Annotated in this window: 17 protein-coding genes and 1 pseudogene; 14 read left to right on the top strand and 4 right to left on the bottom strand. The window is 65.4% G+C overall.

What is annotated here, in order from left to right; all coding sequences use genetic code 11:
• Window positions 1-316 precede the first annotated feature (316 nt).
• The 7 genes from ku (at window position 317) to RFM52_RS29245 (ending at window position 10,055) form a co-directional block, all read left to right on the top strand.
• On the top strand, window positions 317-1,228 hold the full coding sequence (gene ku, locus RFM52_RS29280; protein ID WP_320298442.1) for a non-homologous end joining protein Ku: 912 nt from the start codon (window positions 317-319) through the stop codon (window positions 1,226-1,228).
• 17 nt (window positions 1,229-1,245) lie between these two features.
• A complete protein-coding gene (locus tag RFM52_RS29275; RefSeq protein ID WP_430699303.1) occupies window positions 1,246-2,343 on the top strand; it encodes a tetratricopeptide repeat protein in 1,098 nt (365 codons plus the stop codon).
• Between the two features lie 211 nt (window positions 2,344-2,554).
• Complete coding sequence (locus tag RFM52_RS29270) at window positions 2,555-3,208, top strand: alpha/beta hydrolase family protein (protein WP_320298440.1); 654 nt, start codon at window positions 2,555-2,557, stop codon at window positions 3,206-3,208.
• 167 nt (window positions 3,209-3,375) lie between these two features.
• The gene (xth, locus tag RFM52_RS29265) at window positions 3,376-4,149 is read left to right on the top strand and encodes an exodeoxyribonuclease III (protein WP_320298439.1); all 774 of its coding nucleotides are present in this window, start codon (window positions 3,376-3,378) and stop codon (window positions 4,147-4,149) included.
• A 176-nt stretch (window positions 4,150-4,325) separates the two neighbouring features.
• Window positions 4,326-5,516 (top strand): SdrD B-like domain-containing protein, encoded by a 1,191-nt coding sequence (locus RFM52_RS29260; RefSeq protein WP_320298438.1) that lies wholly within the window; start codon window positions 4,326-4,328, stop codon window positions 5,514-5,516.
• Between the two features lie 676 nt (window positions 5,517-6,192).
• A complete protein-coding gene (locus tag RFM52_RS29250; RefSeq protein WP_320298436.1) occupies window positions 6,193-7,785 on the top strand; it encodes a WD40 repeat domain-containing protein in 1,593 nt (530 codons plus the stop codon).
• 269 nt (window positions 7,786-8,054) lie between these two features.
• The gene (locus tag RFM52_RS29245) at window positions 8,055-10,055 is read left to right on the top strand and encodes an amidase (protein ID WP_320298435.1); all 2,001 of its coding nucleotides are present in this window, start codon (window positions 8,055-8,057) and stop codon (window positions 10,053-10,055) included.
• Window positions 10,056-10,279: 224 nt separating this feature from the next.
• Here the strand turns inward: RFM52_RS29245 and RFM52_RS29240 are convergent, their stop codons facing one another.
• A complete protein-coding gene (locus RFM52_RS29240) occupies window positions 10,280-11,518 on the bottom strand; it encodes an MFS transporter (protein WP_320298434.1) in 1,239 nt (412 codons plus the stop codon).
• 99 nt (window positions 11,519-11,617) lie between these two features.
• On the opposite strand from RFM52_RS29240, the gene RFM52_RS29235 reads away from it, so the two are divergent.
• The 7 genes and pseudogenes from RFM52_RS29235 (at window position 11,618) to RFM52_RS29205 (ending at window position 17,259) form a co-directional block, all read left to right on the top strand.
• The gene (locus RFM52_RS29235) at window positions 11,618-12,526 is read left to right on the top strand and encodes a LysR family transcriptional regulator (RefSeq protein ID WP_320298433.1); all 909 of its coding nucleotides are present in this window, start codon (window positions 11,618-11,620) and stop codon (window positions 12,524-12,526) included.
• Window positions 12,527-12,605: 79 nt separating this feature from the next.
• Window positions 12,606-13,160 (top strand): isochorismatase family protein, encoded by a 555-nt coding sequence (locus RFM52_RS29230; protein WP_320298432.1) that lies wholly within the window; start codon window positions 12,606-12,608, stop codon window positions 13,158-13,160.
• Between the two features lie 34 nt (window positions 13,161-13,194).
• A complete protein-coding gene (locus tag RFM52_RS29225) occupies window positions 13,195-13,698 on the top strand; it encodes a GFA family protein (RefSeq protein WP_430699301.1) in 504 nt (167 codons plus the stop codon).
• A gap of 297 nt (window positions 13,699-13,995) precedes the next feature.
• Window positions 13,996-15,161 (top strand): annotated as a pseudogene (locus tag RFM52_RS29220) (amidohydrolase family protein).
• 102 nt (window positions 15,162-15,263) lie between these two features.
• Entirely contained in the window at window positions 15,264-15,440 is a 177-nt protein-coding gene (locus RFM52_RS29215) for a DUF2934 domain-containing protein (protein ID WP_320298430.1), read from the top strand.
• Window positions 15,441-15,523: 83 nt separating this feature from the next.
• On the top strand, window positions 15,524-16,837 hold the full coding sequence (locus RFM52_RS29210) for a mechanosensitive ion channel family protein (protein ID WP_320298429.1): 1,314 nt from the start codon (window positions 15,524-15,526) through the stop codon (window positions 16,835-16,837).
• Window positions 16,838-17,103: 266 nt separating this feature from the next.
• Entirely contained in the window at window positions 17,104-17,259 is a 156-nt protein-coding gene (locus RFM52_RS29205; RefSeq protein ID WP_320298428.1) for a DUF1127 domain-containing protein, read from the top strand.
• 117 nt (window positions 17,260-17,376) lie between these two features.
• Here the strand turns inward: RFM52_RS29205 and RFM52_RS29200 are convergent, their stop codons facing one another.
• From RFM52_RS29200 to RFM52_RS29190, 3 genes are all read right to left on the bottom strand, one after another.
• On the bottom strand, window positions 17,377-18,591 hold the full coding sequence (locus RFM52_RS29200) for a lipase family protein (protein ID WP_320298427.1): 1,215 nt from the start codon (window positions 18,589-18,591) through the stop codon (window positions 17,377-17,379).
• Window positions 18,592-18,753: 162 nt separating this feature from the next.
• Window positions 18,754-19,050: a putative quinol monooxygenase gene (locus tag RFM52_RS29195; RefSeq protein WP_320298426.1), complete on the bottom strand. Its 297-nt coding sequence runs from the start codon at window positions 19,048-19,050 to the stop codon at window positions 18,754-18,756.
• 23 nt (window positions 19,051-19,073) lie between these two features.
• Window positions 19,074-19,388: a GYD domain-containing protein gene (locus RFM52_RS29190; protein WP_320298425.1), complete on the bottom strand. Its 315-nt coding sequence runs from the start codon at window positions 19,386-19,388 to the stop codon at window positions 19,074-19,076.
• Window positions 19,389-19,414: the final 26 nt, after the last annotated feature.

The following is a 19,414-nucleotide window of genomic DNA, read 5'->3' as shown; positions in this document are numbered from 1 at the left end:
CCGCTCCAGACTTAAGCCGTCGCCGCTATTTTGCCTCTTGCCCAAGAGGGGCCGTCCATACATGACGAAGCACGACGGCCTCGGCTAGTCGCCAAGCTCTTGCCTTCCATCTCCATCGACGCTTCCTACAATTTGAACTATCCTCCCGCCGATCCAACCCCCAAGAACACTTCGCTAGGAATTCGGCTGTAAGGTTAGGGGTCGGTGTAGGATTTCCGCAGCCTCAATCGTCCTCCGGACGAAGCGCTGCAAAGAGCATGGACAAGACCATGCTCCAACATAGTTGTCAGTGCACATGGCCGCGTAGGAGTTCATCATGGCGCCCAGGGCAAGTTGGAAAGGTTACCTCAAGCTCAGCCTCGTCAGCTGTCCGGTCCGGCTTTATCCGGCCACCAGCGCGAGCGAGCGGATCTCGTTCAACCAATTGCACAAGAAGACCCACAATCGCATCAACATGAAACCGGTCGATCCCGAGCTCGGCCTGGTCGAGCGCTCGGACCTGGTTCGCGGCTACGAATATGAGGACAAGCAGTACATCATCATCGATGACGCCGACCTCGACGCGGTGAGGATCGAATCCAATCACACGATGAACATCGAGGCCTTCGTCGACGAGGGCGAAGTCGACGTCATCTACCAGGATGCGCCCTATTACCTGGCGCCGGATGGCGCCATGGCGGAGGAGACCTTTGCGGTGCTGCGGGAAGCGATGCGCAAGTCCGGCAAGCTCGCCATTGCCCGGCTCGTGCTCTCCAGCCGCGAGCGCGTGGTGACGATCGGGGCGCGCGAGAACGGCATGTTCGTCTGCACCTTGAGGAACCCCAACGAAGTGCGCGGCACGGCTGAATATTTCGGCAATATCCCGGACGCCAAGCCGGATCCCGAAATGCTCCAGCTCGCCGAAGCGCTGATCAAGCAGAAGCAGACCCATTTCGATCCGAAGAACTATGAGGATCGCTACGAGGTGGCGCTGATGGCGATGATCCGCGAGAAGCTGAAGGGCCACAAGCCGATCATCGCGGCCGCGCCCGAGCGCGGCAATGTCATCAACCTGATGGACGCGCTGAAGGCGAGCCTGTCGCAGCAGACCAAGCCTCCGGCCAAGTCGAAGAGCAAGGCCGAGGAAGCGCCGGCCAAGCCCGCCAGGAAGGCGGCTGCTGGTGGTGGCGCGCCTGAGAACCCGCTGAAGGCGAACCTGCTGAAGGCCGTCGGCAAGAGCAAGAAGTGACGGGAAATGCAGGGCCTGTGATCGTTCCCGGCGCCGTCTTCGGCGTCGTCGGGGCGCTGGCCGCCTTTCCGCTGCGACTTGCCGCGCGCGAGGTCGAGCGCCGCCACGCCGAGCTGCGGCGCGGCGTCACCCGCCGCACCTCTCATGTCGTGTTCGGCCGCACGCTCCTCGCCAAGACGACAAGGACCGGCGATGCCGAGATCGAGCGCCGCGCGAAGTCCGAGCGCGAGGCCGGCCGCACGCTCTCCAGCGAGAATGGCTTCCTGCGCCTGCTTGGGCTGATGAAGGCGCCCGACGCCTCGTCGCTGTCGAGACAATCACTGATCGACCAGTCGCGGCTTGCGGGCGACGACCTCGATATGCTGTCGCTGTTCGACGCCTTCGAGCATGACGCCGAACCCTATTCCTTCCGCGACCTGATCCTGGCAAGGAAATATGCCGGGCTGATCGCCAGCGGCGCGTCGTGGGGTGCGATCGCGCGCTCCGTGCACCGCTCCGGTCCGGTCGCCTCGCTCACCGCCAAGTCGCTCAACCTTGGCTCGCAGCATGGCCGCCCGGACGCGATCTATCTCGACGAGGGCAGGAGCGAGCTCGACGGGCAGCTTTTGTTCGACCTCGGCTCGCCGGAAGACGACACGCTGGAAGAACTCTTCGCCGAGGCTGAAGCCGCGGAAGAGGAGGGGCGCCACGACGATGCCGCCGCCCTCTATCAGCGCTGCCTGGCGATCGATCCCAAGGATGCGATTGCCGCTTTCAACCGCGCCAATTGCCTGCGCGGCGCCGGCCGGGCTGCCGAAGCCGCGCATGACTATGCCCGGGCGATCAAGCTCGATCCGGGCTTCGTCGAAGCCTGGTTCAACCTTGCCGGGCTGATGAGTGACGAGGGCAAGGTCGCGTCGGCGCGTCGGCATCTGCAGAAGGCGATGGCGCTGGACAAGGATTACGCAGATCCGGTGTTCAACCTGGCGCGGCTGGAATTCGATGCGGGGAATATGGCGGAAGCGCGCCGGTTGTGGGTGCGCTATTTGGAGCTGGATGCGGAGTCCGAATGGGCGCGGACTGCGCAGAAGGGGATACAGTTCGTCGATTTGCATATGGCGCGGACAGCGGGGTGAGCGCCTTTCCCTTCTCCCCTTGTGGGAGAAGGTGGATCGGCGCGTCAGCGCCGAGACGGATGAGGGGTGTTGGAAGGAATGAGACGCCGGTGACTTTGTCGCGAACAGGTAGATTGATGAACGTGACCGCCAAGCTGGATCACCCCTCATCCGACCGAGCTTCGCTCGGCCACCTTCTCCCACAAGGGGAGAAGGGCAGGTTGGAGCAACCATGACCACCTTCCTCTTCGACGGCTTTGACACCGCCCCCGTCACCATCCTGCTCGCCCATGGCGCCGGCGCGTCAATGGATTCGCCGTCCATGACCGCCACGGCCAAGGCGCTCGCGGCGGCAGGCTTCCAGGTCGCGCGTTTCGAATTCCACTACATGGCGGCGCGCCGCTACGGCCACCGCAAGCCGCCGCCGCGCGCCGAGACGGTGAACCCTGAATACATCAAGGCGATCGCAGACCTGCGTACCAGGGGCGTGACCGGCAAGCTCATCATCGGCGGCAAGTCGATGGGCGGTCGCGTCGCTTCCATGGTCGCCGATGAGATGTTCGCCAAGGGCGAGACCGACGGTCTGGTCTGTCTGGGTTATCCCTTCCATCCGCCGGGCAAGCCCGAGCAATTGCGCACGAAGCATCTGATCGACCTGAAGACGCCGACGCTGATCTTCCAGGGTACCCGCGACGAGTTCGGCACCAGGGACGAGGTCGCGACCTACGGTCTCTCCCCGGCAATAGAGGTGATCTGGCTGGAAGACGGCGACCACGATCTGAAACCGCGCAAGGCGATCTCGGGCTTTTCGACGGCGGATCATCTGAAGACCGTGGCGGAGACGATAAAGGCCAAGCTGGCCCAGCCATCGGCTTTGTCATTCTAGGGCGGAGCAAGGAGCGAAGCGACGCGCGCAGACCCTGGAATCCATGCCGTTACATACGAGCGCTGCAGCGTTTCAGAATTCTGCATTGCCGAACCCCACGGCATGCGTCACGGCATGGATCCTCGGGTCAAGCCCGAGGATGACGAAGCGAGAGACCGCTTCGGCAAATGAAACTCGCCACCTTCAACATCAACAACATCAACAGCCGGCTGGAAAACCTGCTGGCTTGGCTCGCCACGGCCAAACCCGACGTCGTCTGCCTGCAGGAACTCAAATCCCGCGACACGCAGTTCCCGCTGACCAGGCTGGCGAATGCCGGTTACGGCGCGGTGTGGAAGGGCGAGCCGACCTGGAACGGCGTCGCTATCCTGGCAAAGGGCGCCGAGCCTGTCCTGACGCGCGACGCGCTACCCGGCGACAATGCCGACCGCCAGTCGCGCTACATCGAGGCGGCGGTCGACGGCGTCGTCGTCGCCTGCCTCTACGCGCCCAACGGCAATCCGCAGCCGGGGCCGAAATTCGACTACAAGCTCGCCTGGCACGAGCGCTTCGCAGCGCATGCGGAGCAACTGCTCGACACCGGCCTGCCGGTGGTGCTGGCCGGCGACTTCAACATCGTGCCGGAACCGCGCGACATCTACGCCACGCGCTCCTACGACGACAACGCGCTGGTGCAGCCGCAAAGCCGCGCTGCCTTCGCGACGTTGATCGAGCAGGGTTGGACCGACGCGGTGCGCAAGGTTTTTCCCAACGAAGAAAAACTCTACACCTTCTGGGACTATCGCCGGAACCGCTGGCCGCGCGACGCGGGCCTCAGGCTCGACCACATATTGCTGTCGAAGAAGCTGGCCCGAAAACTGAAAGCGGCAGGCATCGACCGCGAATTGCGGGGCGGGGACAATCCCAGCGATCATGCGCCGGTATGGGTGGAGTTGGGGTGAGGTTTTCGCGAAGAACGTCCAAGCCGGCGTTCCTTCGCGCCCCCCTCTGTCCTGCCGGCATCGCAATTCATCACAATGACTTGCGGCATCAATGTCCAACGCTAATCTGCTGAAAACTTGGAGGGGGGTCATGCTCGCGGTCTTGAACATCGGTCTGCAGCCATCGCCTGCCCACCATGGCTGATACCGTCCTCGTCGCCCTGATCTCGGCCCTCGTCCTTGCCGGCGCCGCAGCCCTCATCGCGATCGCGCTGCGCCGGCGACTCAAGCGCCGCAGGGCGCGCGGCAATCCCGATCCGACGGTCGACTATGCGCCGCGCACCTATTGGGCGCCGACGTCCGGCAAGCTCAACTTCTCGTCCTTCGTCTACATGGACGTCGACGGCGACGGCACCTATGGCCAAGCCGACCGGCCGATGGCGGGCATCGCGGTGCGGCTCTATGACGAGCGCGGCACTTTCGTTGCCTCGGCGCGCAGCAACGCCGCCGGTTTCGCCAATTTCGCGATGTCGTCGAAGCGCCGCAGCGCTGCGATCCACAGGCCCGGCAACTATCGCTTTTCGGTATCGGTGCCGCCCGGCTGGCGCGCCAGCAGCGCCAACCACGACCAGGCGGTGCGCATCTCGGATGCGCCAGGCTCGATGGTCGGCCTCGTCGGCGAGGGCTTGCCGAAGCCGGTCGGCCTCGCGCCGGGGCGGACGGTGAACGGCAGGACGCCGGCCGCAACGGGCGCCACGCTGTCGGTCATGGGCAAGGGTCAATTGCTTGAAAGCCACGCGCTGCCCGCGGACGCGGCCTTCCGCTTCCCGCTGGGCGTCGATGCCGATGAAGTCGTCATTGCCGGTTCGAGGCTGGACCGAAGGCTGAAGCTGTCGGCCTATCCGGTCGATCTGGGCCTGCTGGCGCAGGGCTCGCTCGCGCCCGACGCGGCGCTCAATGCGATCGGCTTCGACGATATAACCCCGCGCGGCCTGTGCAAGGTGCCGTCGGGCCACGCCGGGCTCGACTGGCGCAATATCAACGCCATGTCGCGCGACCACACCGCGAACAGCGAGGGCTATGTCAACGGCAATGTGTCGGGCGCCTACATCGCCTATACCAGCAGCGGCCATCCGGCCGAGTTCGGCCGCGCCGCGCCCTTCGGCTTCCATTCGGTGATGCTGGCCGCGGCCTGGCTGGCCTCGGAAGGCGAGGTGGCGCTGGTCGAAAGCTGGCTCAGGGAAGAGCTGATCGCCAGCGACGAGATCACGCTGTCGGCGCTGGCGCCGGTCCACTACGCGCCGATGCTGGAGGCGGTGACACGCGTGCGCATCTCTACCAGACACCACTGGCAGGCCGTGCTGGACGATCTGGTATTGGTGATCTGAGGCAACTCAAAACGAACCGCGAAACAACTTTCATCCGCAGTCGCGCAGTGAAGTGGGACAGTTCGGAATGGCGAGCGGTTTTCCGTCCGGAATTGCGTAGAAACAAAGAGATAGGGCATTTCGCCGTTTCCGTGAAACGGTGAAATGCACTAGCGGGTCACGGCGGCGGGGCGGAAGCACCGTTGGTAGCGGCCGTCACAGCCGAAAGCCTGTCCTTCTTGACCAGGGTAGGCCTCTCATAGGTCTTCTTCATATTGAGTTCATCCCCCTATCGATCATGCTGGCGAAGCACGGAGATCCTACGCAGCGCCGTTGGCCTGCGAAGGCCCTGCCACGACTACCGATAGCTTGCCCTTGCGGACCAAAACCGGCTTCCCGTAAGTCTTCTTCATAAGATTGCCCTCGTTAAAAATCCCCGCCGATAATCTCACACGAGCAATTTCTGTCAACAACCGGCTGGAGCGGGCTGTTCTGTACCTGGGGATAGCGTTCTACTGAGACAATCGCCGCTCGATAGTGGAGCGACTGCGCCGGCTGGAGATTGATGCCGAAGATATCGTCTGGCGAAGCTGTGTGAGGTCTTGCACTTAGCCTTGGCCGCAAGCTCGGCTAAGATGCCGGGGCCGGCTTGCTGCCACGCTGCAAGGGAGCGGGGCGGCGAGGCGGGGGGAGACCGATGAAGAGATCGACCGAGAGGCTGCTGGCGCTGGCGATGCTGGTCATTGGCATTGCCTGCTTCGCCAAGCTCTATCCGGCGCTGGGCGGCAAGCCGTCGGCGCCGGCGCGCCTGGAAATCTTCGGCGCGGCCGGCGTGCTGTCGGTCCTTGCCGGGTTGCTTTTTCTCACCGGCCTGTTGCCGGGCGCCGCCAGGCACGATCCGGCCGCCCCTTTGTTCGGCCGCGACGCCGAGATCGCGCCGGCCGGCCATCCGCGGCTGCGCCGCGTCGCGCTCGCTTTGCCGCTTTTGGCCTTGCTCGTCATCGTCGCCGATCAGTTCGGTCCGTGGCGGACGCAGGAGTCGGCTAGCGAGCCGGCGAAGGAAGTCGCAACCGCACCTGCGGCCCAGCCTGCCGAGCCGGAGGCAAGCGCAAAACCAACCACGCCGAAGGCGAGCACAAAGCCAATCGTGCCCAAGGCGAGCGTCGAGCCGGCCGCACCCACGCAGGAAGAGGTCGCGAAGCCTGCGCCGCCCGAGCCGGTTGCGGCTCCCGTCCAGCCTGCGCCGGCCGCCGCCGCGCCCGCGGCGCCGCAGCCTGCCCAACCGGCACAGCCCGTCCAGCCGACCGAACAGACGGCGCTCGCGCCCGCAACGCCGCCGCAGACGGTGGCGCCGCCTCCACCGGCGCCTCCGGCCCAGCCGACCGCGCCCGAAGGCCACCGCGATGCCGTCGTCTGGCTGGCGGTGTCGGCCGACGGCCACGAGATCATGAGCGCAAGCACCGACCGCATGATCAAGCTCTGGGACATCGACGGCAAGCGGCTGATCCGCGATCTGGGTGAGCAGAAGGATATGGCGCGCAGCGCGCTCTTCATGCCCGACGGCAAGACCGCGCTCACCGCCGGCGACGATGGCGAGATCGTGCTGCGCCAGTTGTCCGATGGCACGGTGCTGCACGTCTTCTCCTCGGGGGCGAATGGCGGCGTCAGGCAACTGAAGATCAGCCCGGACGGCAAGCGCGCCGTCAGCGGTCACGACACCGGGTCCGTGGTCGTCTGGGACCTGGCGAAGGGGGTGGTGTCGCATGTGCTGCCCGGGCATGACTGGTCGGTGAGCTCCGTCGCCATCTCGCCGGACGGCACCAGGGCGCTCACGGGCAGCATCGATGGCGAATTGAAGCTGTGGGACATCGTCGCGGGAAAACAGCTGCGCAGCTGGCACGGCCACGACCGCGGCGCCTATGGCGCGGTCTTCCTGGCCGACGGCCACCACGCGGTGACCGGCAGCGGCGATTACACGATCAAACTCTGGGACCTCGACAGCTTCAAGGAAGTGCGGCGTTTCGAGGGCCATTCCGGCACGGTCTATGCGCTCGCCTTGTCGGTCGACGGCAAGCGGCTCGGCTCCGTCTCGCTCGACGGCACGGCGCGGATCTGGAACATGGACACGGGCGACGAGATCGCCGAATTCGATCCCGGCACCGGGCCGATGTACTCCGTCGCCTTCGCCGCCGACGGCACGCTTTTGACCGGCGGCATCGACCGCACCATCCGCGACTGGCCGGCGGCGGGAGGGGACGGCAAGGTGCTGTTTGCCGGGGCGCCGGAGTGAGGATGTTGCGATAGTTTGCTGACAGGATAGGTCGGCGGGACAGCACCCCCCTCTGGCCTGCCGGCCATCTCCCCCGCAAGGGGGGAGATCAGCAGCTTCCGCGCGCTGCCATTGTGCTGCAAGGCCGACAATTGGCGAAAGCGATCGCGACATCGATCTCCCCCCTTGCGGGGGAGATGCCCGGCAGGGCAGAGGGGGGTGTGAAGGAACGCAGCCTTCGCGATTGCGCCGTTTCGGACGCGTGGTCACTGACAAGGAGGCGCCAGCCGATGAACATAGTCGAAGCCTCGATCGCCGATCTGCGCCGCGCGCTGGAGGAGGGCACCGTCACCAGCGTCGAACTGGTCGGCGCGTATCTGCGGCGCATCGCGCATTACGACCGCCATGGCATCGCGCTCAACGCTGTGCCCATCCTCAACCCGAACATGTTCGCGGAGGCCGAAACCTCCGACCGGCGCCGCAGCCAAAACAAAACGCTCGGACCGCTCGACGGCATCCCATACACCGCCAAGGACAGCTACAAAGCCAAGGGGCTGACGGTGGCGGCCGGCTCTCCGGCCTTCGAGCATCTGGTGGCCACGCAAGACGCCTTCACCATCGCCCGCCTGCGCGCGGCGGGCGCGGTGCTGATTGGCCTCACCAACATGCCGCCGATGGCCAATGGCGGCATGCAGCGCGGCGTCTATGGCCGCGCCGAGAGTCCCTACAACAAGGATTTCCTCACCGCCGCCTTCGCTTCCGGCTCGTCCAACGGTTCGGGCACCGCGACCGCCGCGTCCTTTGCCGCCTTCGGGCTCGGCGAGGAAACCTGGTCGTCCGGCCGCGCGCCGGCTTCCAACAACGCGCTGGTCGCCTATACGCCCTCGCGCGGCGTGATCTCGGTGCGCGGCAACTGGCCGCTGGTGCCGACCATGGATGTGGTGGTGCCGCATACGCGCACCGTTCCCGACATGTTGGAACTGCTCGACGTCATCGTCGCCGACGATGCCGAGACGCGCGGCGATTTCTGGCGCGTTCAGCCTTGGGTGGAGATCCCGAAAGCTTCAGCGCTGAGGCCCGTGAGCTACTCCGGTCTCGCGCTGCAAGGTGCGCTGAAGGGCAAGCGGCTTGGCGTGCCGAAAATGTATATCGGTAAAGATGAAGACGCCGAACGCCCCATCGAGACCCGCGCTTCGGTGCTGGAGCTCTGGCGGCAGGCGGCGCGCGATCTCGAGGCGCTCGGCGCCGAAGTGGTCGAGGTCGATTTCCCCGTCGTCTCAAACTACGAGCGCGATCGTGCGGGCGCGCTGTCGATGGTCGATCGCGGTTTGGTGCCGTCGGAATTCGCCGAGCGCGAGATCTGGGACCTGTCCATCTGGTCCTGGGACGATTTCCTGCGCGCCAATGCCGATCCGGCAATCCCCGATCTTGCTTCGGTCGACGGCGCAAAGATCTTCCCGCAGCCGCCGGGCACGTTGCGCGATCGTTACGGCGAGGCCGATTTCGATCTGGCGCAATATGTCGAGCGGGCGAAGCGGGGCGTGGCGCCGCTCTCGGACATTCCCAGCATTGAGGCAGGCCTGAAAGGCCTGGAGGCAACGCGCCGCGCCGACTTCGAGGATTGGCTTGACGCCAACAAGCTTGAGGCCGTGGTGCTGCCCGCGGTCGCTGATGTCGGTCCGGCCGATGCCGATGTTGACGAGGCCTCGGCCAGGCTCGCCTGGCGCAACGGCACCTGGGTCGCCAACGGCAATCTGGTCTGGCGCCATCTCGGCATCCCGACCGTGACGGTGCCGATGGGAACGATGGCCGATATCGGCATGCCGGTCGGCCTCACCTTCGCCGGCAAGGCCTATGACGACGTGGCGTTGCTGGGGATCGCCGGCGACTATGAGCGCGCCACAAGGCGGCGCACCGTTCCGCCGCGCACGCCGGCGCTGGCCGATGATGTGTTCGAGGGCAGGGGCCTGGCGGGTCGTGTTGGCGATGCACCGCTCACGCTGGCGCTGGCCGCTCAGACGACGCGATCCGGCGACACCGACGAGATCGCGATCGTGTTGGACGTCGAGGCGAACGAGCCGGCCGCCGTGCAAATTCACGTCAATGGCGAGCCCGTCCTCATGCAGGCGGGCGGCAATCGCCACACCGGCCGGGTGGTCGTGCCGGCATCGACGCATCAGGGCTTCCACAGCGTCTGGCGCGGCGCCTATGGCTCGATCGTCACGGCCATTGCGCGCCTGCCTGACGGGCGCTGCGAGGGAGCCTTTATAATCACCGGCGGCATCGGCTGACAGGCTACTGCCGATCTGGCAGAGTGACGCACTTCCGAAGTGCGCGGCAAGCTGATCGCCGCCACTCGCTCGATCCCGCAATGCGTCGCCGATCCGAGCAACGCCTGAGCGGCTGCTGCTGCTCCGTGCCGCCTGCTAAAGCATGTCTCCCGAAAGTGGGCCCGGTTTCGGGACAAAGACATGCTTAAAATCAAAAACTTAAAGCAGGTCGCGTGAATCCTTTTTCACGCGACCTGCTTTAGGTCGACCGCCAGCGCGATGAACCCGAACAGCGCCCCAACCGCGCACACCGCGTTCCAGCCGCCCCAGGCCCAGGCAATGCCGGCCAGCAGCGAGCCAATCGCGCCGCCGATGAAGAAGATGCCGACGAACAGCCCGTTGATGCGGCCGCGCGCCTTCGGCTGCAGCAGGTTGACCGCGCGGCGGCCCAGCGTCTGGTCGCCGGTGACGCCGATATCGAGCAGCACGGCGCTCGTGCCCATGAAGATGAGGGACAGCCATGCGCCGCCGGCCCCGGCCGCGTCGTCCCCCGCGCCGGCCCAGGCGGCGAGGCCGAGCGCCGCGATCAGCGCGAGATGGCAGAGGATCGTGGCCGGGCGCGTAAAACCGCGGTCGCCGGCGCGGCCGAAGATCGGCGTCACCGCCGCACCCCCGGCGCCGACCAGTGCGAACAGGGCAATACCTTTCTGGCCGAGATCGAAGGGCGGGGCCGAGAGGCGCAGCGCCACCGCCGTCCAGAACACGCTGAAGGCCGCCATCACCAGGCTCGCCGTGAAGGCGCGCCTGCGCAGCACCGGCTCCCGGCCCAAAAGTCCGACAAGCGAGGCAATCAGCCTCGCATAGTTCGCATGCGCCGGCGGCCGCCGCCTCGGCAGCGTCAGGCCGAGCAGGACGGCAAGCAACGCCAGTGCCGCGGCGCTGATACCGTAGAAGGCGCGCCAGCCGAAAGCGTCGGCGACGAGGCTGGCGATCGGACGCGAGAGTAGGATACCGATCATCAGTCCGCTCATCACGTCGCCGATGACGCGCCCTTCCTGTCCCGGCGGCGCCATCGAGGCGGCCACCGGCACCAGCACCTGGATGCAGGAACAGGCGGCGCCGAGCACGAACAGCACGGCAAGCAGCGAGGCGGCGGACGGCGCGAATGAAGCGACCGCCGCGGCGAGCGCGGCCGCGCACAGCATGCGCAGCACCAGCGTGCGGTTCTCGACCAGGTCCGACAGCGGCACCAGGAAGAACAGCCCGGCGGCATAGCCGAGAAGCGTGGCCATCGAGACGAGGCCGCTCTCCGATGCCGCGGCGCCGAGCGATGGGCCGATCAGCCCGACCAGCGTCTGCGGAGCGAACAAATTGGTGACGATGATGCCGACCGAAGCCGCGAACAACAGCGTCTGGGACCGGGTGACGGTGCTGCCGATTTCGCTTGGCCGTTCCGCCAGTTCAGCGTTGTGTGTGCCGTGCATCAAAACCTCCTCGCTGTCCGCATATTCAGCGAGGACTTTATTCGGAACGATTATAATGCTACAATTGAAATGTTCCGATAATGATTATGCGAGTTGCGCATGAACATCCATGACCTCGAAGCCTTCGTCGCCGTCGTCGAAACAGGCTCCATCGTCGGTGCTTCGGCTAGGCTCAACCTCACCCAGCCCGGCGTGACGCGCCGGGTGCAGAACCTCGAGGAGCAACTGGCGACGCCTTTGCTCGACCGTCAGTCGAAGCCGCTCAAACCAACGGCATCGGGCCGCGAGGCCTATGAGCATGGCCGCCGCGTGCTGCGCTCGCTGGAGGATCTGAAGGCTGGAGTGTCGCCGGCCGGCGAGGTGAGGGGCGAGTTCCGCCTCGGCATCATGCCTTATCTGTCGACCAGCGCGCTGTCCGAGCCGCTCGACAGCTTGCGTGCAGCCTTCCCGCAACTGACGCTGAAGATCACCTCCAGCCTGTCGCCGCGCCTGGTGGAGCAGGTGCTGCGCAGCGAGATCGACGCGGTCGCGGTCTGCCTTGCCGAGGGTGTCGCGCCGCCGCCAGAACTCGTCGGCGACGATCTCGGCGTGCAGGCGGTGCTTCTTGTCGCTTCGCCCGGCCTTGGCGTGCCGAAGCCGGCTGAGCTCAACGATCTTGCTCGCTACCCCTGGGTGCTCAACGAAACCGGCTGCGGCTTCCGCGCCTTCATCCGCCATCGCTTCGAGGTGGCCCGGCTGCCGTTCCATATCGGTGTCGAGGCACAGGGCGCCGATCTGAGAATGTCGCTGGTGGCGCGCGGCCACGGCATCGGAGTCGTCACGCCCGGCGCGCTGTCGGGCAGCCAATGGCGCGACGCGGTCGAGGTGGTCGATTGCCCCGGCTTCAAGCCGCGGGTGCGCTGCTGGCTGCTGCACCGCCCGCCGGCCGGAAGGTTGGCGCGCCCGATCGCGGTCTTCCGCGATGCGCTGGCCGAGGCGCTGAAGGGGCCGATGCCGCTGATGTCGTAGGGCTTCTCCTTCTCCTGCAAGAGGAGAAGGGGCGGTCGTGCTGCCTTGACCCAACCCCCGCCCACACTATCTTCGCGCCATGCCAGATAAAGCCCCTTCCGCCACTGCGCCGCTCATCGTCATCGACCTTCAAACCGGCATGTTCGACGGCCGCTTCGATCCGCCGATCCATGACGCCGACACAATAGCCGAACGCACTCGCAGGCTGATCGACTGGGCGCGGCATTCGGGCCGCAAGGTGGCGTTCGTGCGCCATGACGGGCCGGAGGGCGACCCGCTGGCGCCGGGCGCCTCCGGCTGGCCGGTCTGGCCGCTGCTCGGCCAGGCGGCCGACGAGCCGACCTTCGGCAAGAGCGTCGGCAACGCCTTCTCCAATCCCGAGCTCGCCCGATGGGTAACAGGGCAGGGCGCGAAGGACGTCGTGCTTCTTGGCGCCCAGACCGATTTCTGCGTCGCCGCCACGGTCAAGGGCGCCTTGGCCGAGGGCTTGGGGGTCACTGTGGTCTCCGACGCGCATTCGACTCTGGACAGCGACAAGGAGAAGGCACCCGACATCATCGCCCGCCACAATGAGGTCTTCGAGGGGCAGGGCGCGCGGATGACGACGACGGCGGAGCTGACAAGCAAGGGTTGAAGGGCCGCATTCCTTCGCGCGCTGTCCCGCAGACATGTCAGTGAAGTCTCGATCCGGAGAACGCCAACCCAAGGAGCCCATCTTGCCAACGCTTTCCCTGCCCGCCGAAGGAGGCTGCCGCTGCGGCCGCGTGCGTCTGAAGATTTCGGCGAAACCCTTGCTCACCATGGCCTGCCATTGCACCGGCTGCCAGTCGATGTCGTCCAGCGCCTATTCGCTGAGCGCGGCAATCCCGTCGGAAGGTTTCGAGGTGACTAGGGGCGAGCCGGTGATCGGCGGCCTGCATGGCGCGTCGAAACACTATTTCTGCGGCCACTGCATGACCTGGATGTTCACCCGGCCCGAAGGGATCGACTGGTTCGTCAACCTGCGCCCGACCATGCTCGACGATCATGCCTGGTTCACGCCCTTCATCGAGACCTGGACGGCCGAGAAATTTCCCTGGGCGGCGACGGCGGCCGTGCACAGCTACGCGGCGCTGCCTTCCTTCGAGGAATATGAGCCGCTGGTCGCCGAATATGCCGGGGCGCAGGGGTAAAAAAACGGCGACCTGGGCAAGGTCGCCGTTGGCATTTCCGTTCATGGTCGACGCGGCCGTTGGGGGCGCATTGTTGGGGATGTGCTTGGGCGTCCGCGCCGACCAAGGCGGCCTCATACCGCAGACTTCACCATGGCACATTTGCCGCCTGCTGAAACTTCCGCGAAAACGGTATATGGCGGTGGTTGCACTTTGCCTTCCTGCACACGGAGGAGAAAGCAAGGGCGAAACACTTTCTATCCCTTGCCGCATTGACCTCGTCCGCCCGACCGGCGACGACTGACGCTTTCCTTTTCAATGGATTGCATCGTGAACGAGACTCATTTTCTCAACGCCAGGCTTGCCGACGGCACGGTCGCTGACCTCGCCGTCGCCGGGGGCCGGTCGGCGCGATCGACCTCGCCGGTCAGCTCGTGCTGCCGGCTTTCGTCGAGGGCCATATCCATCTCGACACCTCGTTCTATGGCGATGCCTGGCGCCCGCACATTCCCTGCACCAATGGTTTTGACGTGCGCGAGCGGGTCGCCTTCCAGATGCGCAACCTCAAGCGGGCCGCGCCGATGGAAGAGCGGGCGAAAAACCAGCTCGAGCTCTGCGTCGGCAATGGCAGCCTCGCCATGCGCAGCCATGTCATGGTCGATGCCGCGGTTGGGCTGAAGCATGTCGAGACGATCCTCGGCGTGCGGGAGAAATACCGCGACCTGATCGACATCCAGCTCGTCGCCTTCCCGCAGAGCGGCATCCTGTCCTCGCCAGGCACCGCGGAGCTGCTTGACGAAGCGTTCAAGCTCGGCTGCGATCTGATCGGCGGGCTCGACCCGGCAAGCTTCGACCGCGATGTAAAGGGCCATCTCGATGTCGTCTTCGGCCTGGCCGAAAAGCATGGCGCCGGCGTCGACATCCACCTGCATGACCGCGGCACGCTCGGCCTGTTCGAGATCGAGGAGATCGTCGCCCGGACCACGGCATCGGGCATGCAGGGAAAAGTCGTCGTCAGCCACGCCTACGGGCTGGGCGACGTCTCGGCCGATGCGTTGGCCGGCGCCGGCGAGCGGATCGCCGCCGCCGGCGTCGCCATCATGACCAATGCGCCCGGCGATCATCCTTTCCCGCCGGTGGCGGCGCTGCGCAAGGCGGGCGTCACGGTCTTTGCCGGTTCCGACAACATCCGCGATTCCTGGTGGCCTTATGGCGATGGCGACATGCTCAACCGCGCCAACATGATCGGCTACCGCTCCGGCTTCTACGAGGATTGGGAACTGGAAGCCGCTTATGACGTGGTGAGCCATGGCGGCGCGAAGGCACTGGGGCTCGAAGGCTACGGGATCGCCGTTGGCACCAAGGCGGATTTCGTCGCGCTGAAGGCCGAGCATGTCCCGGAAGCAGTGGTGGCGGTGCCGAAGGATCGCGCTGTGTATCGGGCGGGCAGGGAAGTGGCGCGGGACGGTCGAATGATCAGGTAAGCGACGGTCGGCGCGGAGAAAGCAGCCGCCGACAGGCCTTCGCATGGATCGTTTCGCGGGCGCCGGCGTTCCTTCAGCTGAAACAGAGATCGGGAGGTTTCCATGGCTGAGCAGAGCAGGGAAGACCGTATCCGCCAACGCGCCTATGAGCTTTGGGAAAAAGAGGGAAAGCCCGAGGGTGCAGATCTGCGTTTTTGGGAACAGGCGATGGCCGAGATTGACGAAGAGGATCAGGGAAAGGATATGTCGGGCAAACGTGCCCGCCGGGCCGGTGCATAGTCGCCAGAGCGCCATGAATGCGCTGCCCTGAAAAGGGTCGGCAAAAGCCGGTTCGCTAGCCCGCCCATGATGGTCGTGAGGCAATGGACGTTCGCGATGCCATCCGTCGAGCGCTGGTCTGGTCCAGCGGATGGTTCAACTACGCCACCTCGCTGTGGCTGCTCTACCAACTCGTCATCATCTTCACGCTGTTCCTCGCGGCCAGGTTCGCCGGTCGGCGCGTCGAGTTGCTGCTTGAGGACCGGGCACGCCAGATCAAGGGTCACCCCGGACTGCTGAGGCTCGTGATCGCGCTGCTACGACGCACAGACTGGATCCTCTTCACACTTTTCCTGCTTGCCGCGCTCAACCTCATGCGCGTTTTCGTGTGGCCAAGCCACCTCTACCTCCTCCATGTCGTGCTTTCGCTGTCGCTTGCCTGGCTTCTCGCGTCGGTGCTGTCGCGCATCGTTCGCAACCGCCTCGTCGCCCGCCTTCTCGGCTGGCTGATCTGGCTCTACGCCGCGCTTGTCATCCTCGGCGTCAGCGACGAGACCGCGACCTTGCTCGATAGCCTCGCAATCCCCATGGGCGCGATCCATCTTTCCGCCCTGCTGCTGCTCAAGGCGGTGCTGCTCTTGGTCGCCACGGTCTGGCTTGCGGTGGTCATCGGCAATTACGTCGATGAGCGCGTCCGCATCTCCGAGGAACTGACACCCTCAATCCGCGTCCTCGTCGGCAAGGTGGCAAAGATCGGCCTGGTCCTGGTTGCCGGCGCCGTCGCCCTTTCAGCCGTCGGCGTCGACCTGACGGCGCTGACGGTTTTCTCCGGCGCGATCGGCGTCGGCCTTGCCTTTGGGCTGCAGAAGGTCGTTTCGAATTTCGTCTCCGGCATCATCATCCTGCTCGACAAGTCGATCAAGCCGGGAGACACAATCTCGCTCGAAGGCACGTTCGGCTGGATACGGGAATTGCGCGCGCGCTTCGTGTCGGTGGTCACGCGCGACGGCCGCGAATATCTCATCCCGAACGAAGACTTCATCACCCAACGGGTCATCAACTGGTCGTTCAGCGACAACCTCGTGCGGCTCGACGTGAACTTTGGCGTCTCCTACGACGCCGACCCGCACAAGGTCAGCGAACTGGCGATCGAGGCCGCGATCAGCGTCGGCCGGGTCGAAGCGGATCGACGGCCGGTTTGCTGGCTGACGGGCTTCGGCGACTCCTCGCTCAACTTCGTTCTGCGCTTCTGGATCCACGATCCGCAGCAGGGCCTGACCAATGTGCGCGGCAAGGTGCTGCTGGCGCTGTGGGACACGTTCAAGAAGAACGGCATCGGCATCCCCTATCCGCACCGCGAGGTCATCGTAAGGGAAGCCGGGCCGACCGGGCTGAAAGGCAGTTGGGCGGCGCGTTGAAAGCGCGGCTCCCTTCAGGGGACGTGACTCAACGCATCAGGCGATAGGCCCAAGCGTCTGACATTGCAGGCCATGCAGGCTCGCGTCCTGCGCGCGGGCTGCATGTCCGATCCCATAAATTAGTTTGCATGCATATGTTTCAAGCCGCTCCGGCTTCGTGAAGCATTTCACCGTTCGCGCGCAATCGACTGGTTACAGACGCATCGCAAAAGCGGCACCGGGAAGAGGCGGCACCGGTTTTCCGCCGCTGATCTATGGGGGTTTCCATGTTCAAAAGTCTCAACCGAATCCGCGCGGCCTTCGCGCAGGCCAGCAAGCGCCGCCGCACGACGCGCGAGCTCAACGAGCTGCCGCCGGAAGTCCAAAAGGACATTGGCTGGCCGGGCGGGGCCGAGCCCGACGAAATCCGCCTGCCTTTTTAAGAGCAATTGCAGGAAAAGTGTCAGCGGTCGGGCTCGGCGGCTTCGCCGTAGCCTTCCGGAATTGCGTAAAAGGAGTGCGGCTCGCCGTTTCCGTGAAACGAACCAGGTGGTGATGTCCTATTGGGCGCAGTTCGGCGTCGCAGGCGCGCCGTTGAACCTGTCCTCGGTCCACGCTATCAACCCGGCCTCGAGCGGCGAGCCGTCGGCCACCAGCGAAAGATGGCCGCGGCCATCGAATTGCCGATAGTCGATCTTCTGTCCCGCTGAGCATCGCTGGGCGACATAGGCCTGCTGGACGCGGGCGGGGACGAGATCGTCTTCGACGCCCTGCGCGATCAGGACCGGGACATCGATCGGGGCGCTGGGCATGTTCTCATCCAGTCTTGCGCCTAACGGGCCGGAGGCCGGATCCCGTTTGAAGATGCCGCCCGGCAGCAGCATCGTCTCGACGATCGAAAAAAGGGTCGCCCGGCCGCCGACGCATCGCCCCGCGATGTCACGGGCGAGGATCATCGACGTGGGACCGAGATAATCGCTGAGCCGGACGTCGGGGTAGGCCTTGGCGTAGGCCTCGGCGAGATACGCAGACACGATCTTGCCGAACATTGTGCCCTGCACGGCTTCGAACAGGGCGCGCAGGTCGGTTGCCGGCGCAAACGCCGCGACCCCGGCAACGCTGATGTCGGGCGCATAACCCCCCGCGCGCATGCCGGCCCACAGCGCGCTGTTGCCGCCCTGCGAGTGCCCCCAAACTGTGACCTTGCCGTCGGCGTGCAAACCAGGCAGCTGGCGCGCGGCGCGCGCTGAGTCGAGCACGGCCCGCGCAGCGTCCTCGCCGATCAGATAGGCATGGTCGCCGGAGGTGCCGAGGCCGACATAGTCTGTCGCGACATAGACCCAGCCCTGCCTGAGCAGGGCCTTGAGCGCCGGCACGTTGTCGAATGGATGTTTCAACACCGATGGCGCGCAGCCCGGGTCCATGCCGGTCGTGCCATGCGCCCACGCGACCAAGGGCCTGCTTGCCGCACTCGAACCCGTCGAGGCCACAACAACTCCGCTTGCAACGGCCGGCGTATCGTCGTCGCGCGTGGTCGCATAAAGCACGCGCCAGGCCTGCGCTCCCGCCGGCACGTCACGCGTGAAGGGCTCGCTCGCCATCAGGGTTCCTGGTGGCGGAATGGGGTCGCGGCGGTTGGCGTAGAAAGCATCGGGCGCCGCCGGCCTGGCCAGGTACCAGAGTCCTGCGACGAGGACGCAGGCCGCCGCAACAAACACCGCGGCCAACCGCGCAAGCAGCCCACGTTTTTTCTTCGGTCGCAAGCTCTGTGCCATTGCTGGGGACTTCGCCTCGCTGGACTGACTGTGACATGGCGCAGCCTCTGCTTTCTACCAGCGAAGGAAGGTGACAGCCACACGGGCACGGCCGGTCCGTCGACATGTCCGATGGCGAAGGCCGGGCGCTGCAGCCGGCCCGGCCTTCGCCGATGGGTTGCGTCAGCCTATTTCCGCGACGACCGTCCCCGACACTGGATCCGTCACGCCGAGATCGCCGCCGAGGTCCTCGAGCATGTCGCGGAAGGTGTCGAGAACGCCGATCATCATCGGGCGCGCCGCGGCGAGACTGTCCATGTCTTTCCATTCGCCGACCATGCAGAATGTGCGCTCGCCGGTCTTGATAAGGGCACCTTTGCGAAAGCCCTTGGCGTTCAGCGAGACCTTTTCGTGCGCATCGACGAAGGCTTTTTCCTTGCCTGGCTTGGTGCGAAAGCGGACTACGTTATAGGCGGTCATGGGGTCCTCCGATCGGTTTGAGGTCAGCCGGCCGGCTTGTAGGCGCCGGCGGCCTTGTTGGCGGCCGCGATCACGGCCTTCATGTCGAGTTCTTCCAGGACGACGAGGTCGCTCACCGAACCGCTTGCCCGCACCGCAAGCGTCATGCCCATCCCGGCAATCTGGTCCGGTACCTCGCCATTGACGATGACGTCGTAGATGCCGCGCGTGAACATCAGGCTGCTCATCTTGCCGCCCACGCTTTCAAAGAGCGCCTTGATTGCGGCCTCCCGGTTCGATCCTTGCATCAGCCCTTTGGCGGCATGGGGTTCGTATGTCGCCAGTATGGTAACCTTCATGGGATCCTCCTCCAGATATCACGACC

Source organism: Mesorhizobium humile (genome assembly GCF_033977215.1).
In the GTDB taxonomy this organism is placed as follows: domain Bacteria; phylum Pseudomonadota; class Alphaproteobacteria; order Rhizobiales; family Rhizobiaceae; genus Mesorhizobium; species Mesorhizobium humile.
Note: the sequence above shows the minus strand (reverse complement) of the source record. Positions and strands in the feature narration are given on the sequence as shown.

What these genes read in the sequence shown, in the direction of transcription:
- ku (WP_320298442.1), top strand. Translation starts at nt 317, where the DNA reads ATGGCGCCCAGGGCAAGTTGGAAAGGTTACCTCAAGCTCAGCCTCGTC.
- RFM52_RS29270 (WP_320298440.1), top strand. Translation starts at nt 2,555, where the DNA reads ATGACCACCTTCCTCTTCGACGGCTTTGACACCGCCCCCGTCACCATC.
- xth (WP_320298439.1), top strand. Translation starts at nt 3,376, where the DNA reads ATGAAACTCGCCACCTTCAACATCAACAACATCAACAGCCGGCTGGAA.
- RFM52_RS29260 (WP_320298438.1), top strand. Translation starts at nt 4,326, where the DNA reads ATGGCTGATACCGTCCTCGTCGCCCTGATCTCGGCCCTCGTCCTTGCC.
- RFM52_RS29250 (WP_320298436.1), top strand. Translation starts at nt 6,193, where the DNA reads ATGAAGAGATCGACCGAGAGGCTGCTGGCGCTGGCGATGCTGGTCATT.
- RFM52_RS29245 (WP_320298435.1), top strand. Translation starts at nt 8,055, where the DNA reads ATGAACATAGTCGAAGCCTCGATCGCCGATCTGCGCCGCGCGCTGGAG.
- RFM52_RS29240 (WP_320298434.1), bottom strand. Translation starts at nt 11,518, where the DNA reads ATGCACGGCACACACAACGCTGAACTGGCGGAACGGCCAAGCGAAATC.
- RFM52_RS29235 (WP_320298433.1), top strand. Translation starts at nt 11,618, where the DNA reads ATGAACATCCATGACCTCGAAGCCTTCGTCGCCGTCGTCGAAACAGGC.
- RFM52_RS29230 (WP_320298432.1), top strand. Translation starts at nt 12,606, where the DNA reads ATGCCAGATAAAGCCCCTTCCGCCACTGCGCCGCTCATCGTCATCGAC.
- RFM52_RS29225 (WP_430699301.1), top strand. Translation starts at nt 13,195, where the DNA reads ATGTCAGTGAAGTCTCGATCCGGAGAACGCCAACCCAAGGAGCCCATC.
- RFM52_RS29215 (WP_320298430.1), top strand. Translation starts at nt 15,264, where the DNA reads ATGGCTGAGCAGAGCAGGGAAGACCGTATCCGCCAACGCGCCTATGAG.
- RFM52_RS29210 (WP_320298429.1), top strand. Translation starts at nt 15,524, where the DNA reads ATGGACGTTCGCGATGCCATCCGTCGAGCGCTGGTCTGGTCCAGCGGA.
- RFM52_RS29205 (WP_320298428.1), top strand. Translation starts at nt 17,104, where the DNA reads ATGTTCAAAAGTCTCAACCGAATCCGCGCGGCCTTCGCGCAGGCCAGC.
- RFM52_RS29200 (WP_320298427.1), bottom strand. Translation starts at nt 18,591, where the DNA reads ATGGCACAGAGCTTGCGACCGAAGAAAAAACGTGGGCTGCTTGCGCGG.
- RFM52_RS29195 (WP_320298426.1), bottom strand. Translation starts at nt 19,050, where the DNA reads ATGACCGCCTATAACGTAGTCCGCTTTCGCACCAAGCCAGGCAAGGAA.
- RFM52_RS29190 (WP_320298425.1), bottom strand. Translation starts at nt 19,388, where the DNA reads ATGAAGGTTACCATACTGGCGACATACGAACCCCATGCCGCCAAAGGG.